Annotated in this window: 1 protein-coding gene and 1 pseudogene; both read left to right on the forward strand. The window is 43.7% G+C overall.

The window, feature by feature from the left end:
* Nucleotides 1-617: pseudogene (locus L647_RS0119880) on the forward strand (lipase); the annotation flags it as partial.
* Between the two features lie 134 nt (nt 618-751).
* The coding region (locus L647_RS0119885; protein WP_024609746.1) for an IS4 family transposase at nt 752-1591 on the forward strand (840 nt) is incomplete at its 3' end.

A 1591-nucleotide genomic window follows, 5' to 3' on the forward strand; every position in this document is an offset into this window, starting at 1 on the left:
AAGCCGCTACAACAGAAGCTGATGAGCTGAATGTGTATTTACAAGGCGATGCAATCTCGAACTGTGGGATATTGTTACCTGATATGGAAGCTTATCTGACGTGTGGGTATAACGAATATGTTGCGTCACTTACAACTGCTGGCGAAACGACTAAGTTAGCAAATATACAAGGCGTTATGACGCAATTTGCTTTTGCGGCACAAACTGCACTTGATAGTGGTGATCCAACTAACTATGCAGCAACTGTTCAAGCTCTAGGCACTCCTGTTTACACTAATGTTGTTGTTGGAGACGGCGCTGATAACAAAGCGGACCAAGTTATACCTCCTACTACAACGAATAACCCAATTGCAGGTACTATCCCACTTGCTAGTTTTATGGGGTTAGAGACAGTAAGTACATCTCAAGCGTTAAGTGCAACACCATCGAGCTATTTAGTTAAATTTACTAAAGGTCACCATGGTTCAATACTTACACCTGCAGCTAATGAAGCCGCTGGGGCTGATGCTGAAGGAAGCGAAGCCGCAAATACAGAGATGCAGTTGCAAGTTGCAACTTACCTTGCTGCTCGTGGTCGTATGCTATTAGTAACAAACAGTGATGTAGTGACTGATTAACAACAGGCAATCCAATCAAAAACTAAAGCCACTGTAAAGTTAACACCGATCAGTTAAGGTATTTTTGATCGGTTGACCGATCTTTTGGTTGCTTCACAATACCCTTATCATCTTTTGATTATGAGGGTATTTTTATGCTTAGTCATTGGTTACTTGATACGGATATATTCGCCACTCCTGACTCTTTATCTACATTTCAGAAACATATCCCTCTTGAGTGGATTTCTAATGTGCTCGAGCAGACCGATAAAGCAAGTATTCGCAAACGTAAGTTACCTGCTGAGCTTGTCGTCTGGCTTATCATTGCAATGGGTCTTTTTCGCGACCGCTCTATTAGTGACATTGTTGAGAAGTTAGATTTAACACTCACTGATACCCTGGGCGATACGGTTGCTCCAAGTGCTATTCCTCAAGCGAGACAGCGCCTCAGTAGCGACCCCCTCCAAGCCTTATTTCACCTATGTGCAGCCCATTGGACACAAGAAGAAGATGCTGATGATACGTGGTATGGACTCCGGTTATTTTCTGTCGATGGAACGCAATTTCGTGCACCTGATACACCTGCTCTTGCTGAGCACTTTCACTATATTAAGCACAGTAAAAACCGTCATACAGAATATCCTATTGTACGCCTATGCGCCTTAAGCTCCTTGCGTAGCCGGTTGATACACCACGTTGCCTTCGGGCCCAGTTATCAAGGTGAGGTGAACTACGCAAAGCAGTTATTTAGTCATGTAAGTAATAACAGTCTAACTATTTTTGACCGATGTTATCTCAGCGCTGAGCTACTGATTAATTGGCGTAAGCAACACCCACAGTCGCACTGGATGGTCCCGATTAAAAGCAACACGCAATACACCGTCATTGAATCTTACTCTGAGCATGACTTCAAAGTAGAGATGAGTGTATCTGCGCATGCCAGAAAACAAGACCCTTCGCTTCCTGAGTGCTGGCAGGCCAGACTGGTTCTTTAT

The organism is Pseudoalteromonas sp. TB64 (assembly GCF_000498095.1).
Taxonomy (GTDB): domain Bacteria; phylum Pseudomonadota; class Gammaproteobacteria; order Enterobacterales; family Alteromonadaceae; genus Pseudoalteromonas.